The sequence below is a fragment of the Demequina sp. genome, from assembly GCF_024642165.1.
In the GTDB taxonomy this organism is placed as follows: domain Bacteria; phylum Actinomycetota; class Actinomycetes; order Actinomycetales; family Demequinaceae; genus Demequina.
In genome coordinates, this window is the sequence record NZ_JAHEBP010000159.1 from 1 (window position 1) to 3616 (window position 3616).

Annotated in this window: 3 protein-coding genes; 1 reads left to right on the plus strand and 2 read right to left on the minus strand. The window is 69.8% G+C overall.

Going from position 1 to position 3616, the window contains the following annotated elements; all coding sequences use genetic code 11:
* The coding region (locus Q0L54_RS10825; RefSeq protein ID WP_296668015.1) for a class I tRNA ligase family protein at positions 1-2178 on the plus strand (2178 nt) is incomplete at its 5' end.
* A gap of 127 nt (positions 2179-2305) precedes the next feature.
* Here the strand turns inward: Q0L54_RS10825 and Q0L54_RS10830 are convergent.
* Both Q0L54_RS10830 and Q0L54_RS10835 read right to left on the minus strand, forming a co-directional pair.
* Positions 2306-3205: an aminotransferase class IV gene (locus tag Q0L54_RS10830; RefSeq protein ID WP_296668017.1), complete on the minus strand. Its 900-nt coding sequence runs from the start codon at positions 3203-3205 to the stop codon at positions 2306-2308.
* 48 nt (positions 3206-3253) lie between these two features.
* On the minus strand, positions 3254-3616 hold a 363-nt coding region (locus tag Q0L54_RS10835), incomplete at its 5' end, for a hypothetical protein (protein WP_296668019.1).

The window sequence follows — 3616 nt, forward strand, 5'->3', positions numbered from 1 at the left end:
GGCACCGGCATCGTGCACCTTGCCCCGGCGTTCGGTGAGGACGACATGATCGCCTGCCAGGAGGCCGGCATCGAGCCGGTGATCCCCATCGATGCGAAGGGCCGCTTCACCGCCGAGTTCCCGCAGTACGAGGGTCTCCAGGTGTTCGACGCGAATCCCAAGGTCATTGCGGACCTCAAGGAGGCCGGCATCGTCCTCCGCCACGAGACCTACGATCACAGCTACCCCCACTGCTGGCGGTGCCGCAACCCGCTGATCTACCGGGCGGTGGGATCGTGGTTCGTGCGCGTCACAGAGTTCCGCGACCGCATGGTCGAGCTCAACGAGGACATCACCTGGGTGCCCGAGCACATCAAGCACGGGCAGTTCGGCAAGTGGCTCGAGGGCGCCCGCGACTGGTCGATCTCCCGCAACCGATACTTCGGCACGCCCATCCCGGTGTGGGTCTCGGACGACCCGGCGTTCCCGCGGACCGATGTCTACGGCTCGCTCGAGGAGATCGAGCGCGACTTCGGCCGCCTGCCGTTGGACGCGAAGGGCGAGCCCAACCTGCATCGTCCCTTCATCGACGAGCTCACCCGCCCCAACCCCGACGACCCGTCGGGCACGGCGACGATGCGCCGCATCTCCGACGTCTTCGACGTGTGGTTCGACTCCGGCTCGATGCCGTTCGCCCAGGTCCACTACCCGTTCGACAACCGCGAGTGGTTCGACAGCCACAACCCGGCGGACTTCATCGTCGAGTACATCGGGCAGACCCGCGGCTGGTTCTACGTGATGCACGTGCTCGCGACCGCGCTGTTCGACCGTCCGGCCTTCACCACCTGCATCTCGCACGGCATCGTGCTGGGCTCGGACGGCCGCAAGATGTCCAAGTCGCTGCGCAACTACCCGGACGTCAACGACGTGTTCCAGCGCGACGGCTCCGACGCCATGCGGTGGTTCCTCATGAGTTCGCCGATACTGCGCGGAGGCAACCTCATGGTGACCGAGGAGGGCATCCGCGAGGGCGTCCGCCAGGTGCTGCTGCCGCTGTGGAGCACGTATTACTTCTTCACGCTGTACGCGGGCGCCGCGAACGGCGGCGACGGCGTGCTGGGCCGTCGGGTGGACGATGCGGCGGTGGGCTCCCTGCCCGTGATGGACAGGTACGTGCTGGCCAAGACGGCCGAGCTGGTGCGCGACGTCACCTCGCAGATGGAGGAGTTCGACGTGCCCGGCGCGTCGGAGTCCCTGCGGGCCTTCATGGAGCTGCTCACCAACTGGTACGTGCGCACCCAGCGCGACCGGTTCTGGGAGGAGGACCAGGCCGCCTTCGACACGTTGTTCACGGTGCTCGAAACCGTGACGCGGCTCGCGGCGCCGCTGCTGCCGCTGGCGACCGAGGAGATCTATCGCGGGCTCACGGGCGAGAGGTCCGTTCACCTCACGGACTACCCGGTGGCGTCCGCGGCCTGGGACGATGCGTCGCTCGGCTCCGTCATGGATGCCGTGCGCGAGGTGGTCTCCGCCGCCCACGCGCTGCGCAAGGCCAGGCAGATCCGCGTGCGCCAACCGCTGTCTCTGCTCAAGGTCGCGGTCGATTCCCCAGCGGCGCTGACACCGTACGCCGCGCTCATTGCGGGCGAGCTCAACGTCAAGGCCGTGGCGTTCGTGGGCATCGACGAGTTCACCGCGGACCACCCGGTCGAGCAGCGACTCACGGTCAATGCGCGCGCCGCCGGCCCGCGCATCGGCAAGGACGTGCAGGCCGCCATCCGGGGCTCGAAGACGGGCGACTGGGCCGAGGTCTCGGGCGCCGTGGTCTCCGGAGGCATCGCCCTGGAGGCGGGGGAGTACGAGCTGGCCACCGTGATCGGCGGCTCGTCGGACGACCACGAGGCGGCGTCCGTGCTGCGTCTTCCGGGCGGCGAGAGCGGGTTCGTCCTCATCGACACGGCGATCACGCCCGAGCTCGAGGCCGAGGGATTCGCGCGAGACCTGGTCCGTTTGATCCAGGACGAGCGCAAGCACGCCGGCCTCAACGTGTCCGACCGCATCGTGCTGACGCTCACCGTGCCCGAGGAGCGTGTCGCGGCCGTCGAGACGCATCGGGACCTCATCGCGGGAGAGGTGCTCGCCGTGCAGGTGGTGCTGGAGGCTGGAGCCGAGGTGGCCGTGGAGGTCGCGAAGGACTGACCCCTCTGCCACCCTTCCTGACACTGCGCACGGATCTGGAGGCGAAACGCCGCTGAGGCACGGCGGAACGGGCCTCGTCACCGTTGTGTCGCGGAGTACTCCGTGCGCACTGTCGGGGTGGAGCGGGTCAGCCGCCGGCGACCAGATCCGCGAGCACGGCCGCGGTGAGCTCGGAGTCCACGTCGCGGGCGACCCCGTCGAGCGAGCGCACCGGGCGCAGCAGCTGGACCGAGTCCGTGAGCCACAGAGCGTCGGCGTCCGGCAGCTCGTCGACCCGCACGTCGCGGTATTCGCAGGCGAACCCGCGCCGGCCCAGGGACGCGAAGGCGGCCCGTTGTGCCGTGCCGTGGAGGAGCCCGCCCTCGACGGCAGGCGTCACCACATCGTCCCCCAGCCTCACCAGCAGGCTGGAGCGCGGCGCCTCCAGCGCGAAGCCGTCCGTGGTGGTGAGGATCACGTCATCCGCTCCGCGCGCGGCGGCGTGCCGCAACGCCGCCATGTTCACCGCGTAGGACAGAGTCTTCGCGCCCGCCAGCAGCCACGGGGCCTTGTCGCCGATCCCGCGCGGGTAGCCGCGGGTCAGCGTGATCACGTCGATCCCGAGGGTGCGTTCGCGGGTGATGTCCGGGAAGACGTCGGCGTAGGCGATCCCGAACGGCCGGCCGCCGGCGAGGTGGTGCGCCGCGTGCTCGTCGCCGCGGGAGTACACGATCTTGCACAGGGCGGTCTCGGGTACCTCATCGAGCTGATCGAGCAGCGCGGCCACGGCCATCGCGATCGCCTCACGGAACGCCCCGCGATCCGGTGCGGGGAGGTCGAGCATGGCGGCGGACTCCGCAAGGCGTTCCAGGTGCGGCTCCATGTCATGCACCCGCCCGCCGTGGATGCCCACGGTCTCGAACACCCCATCCCCGCGCGTGAACCCCAGGTCCGTGGCGCGGACCACCGGAGTCACCGGGTCCACCACGCGCGACGGCTCGCCAGGCATGCCGGCTGCCGGGGCTCCGCAGATCACCAGCGCGGGCATGGTCAACCTCCCTCGGTCTGTCCTGTCACCGTAGCGCGCTGCAGCCCGTTAGTCGGTGTCGGAGCGCACCACCACGATCTTGGCCGCGACGGCGTGAATGCCCGCGAACTCGGTGTTGCTGACCGCGCCCGGAGTGTTGCCCGCGATCCGGGAGTCACGGACCACGAGGTTGCCCTTCGGCGCGTCGTACGCGATCCCCGCGCCCAGCGGCGCCCCATCTCCGGAGACCGTGGAGAGCGACATCTCGAGGGTCTCGGCGAAGCCCTGGTGGAAGATTCCTCCGCCAAGTTCGGAGGCCTCGTTGTCGACGATGCTCGAGCCGGTGATGATCAGCGGCGCGCGGATCGCCGCGATGGCACCGCCGCGCGCGCAGGTGTTGGCGGCGAACGTGGACCCGTCGATCTCGAACGG

Coding starts and splice junctions, on each gene's coding strand:
- Q0L54_RS10830 (WP_296668017.1), bottom strand. CDS start 3,205: ATGCCCGCGCTGGTGATCTGCGGAGCCCCGGCAGCCGGCATGCCTGGC.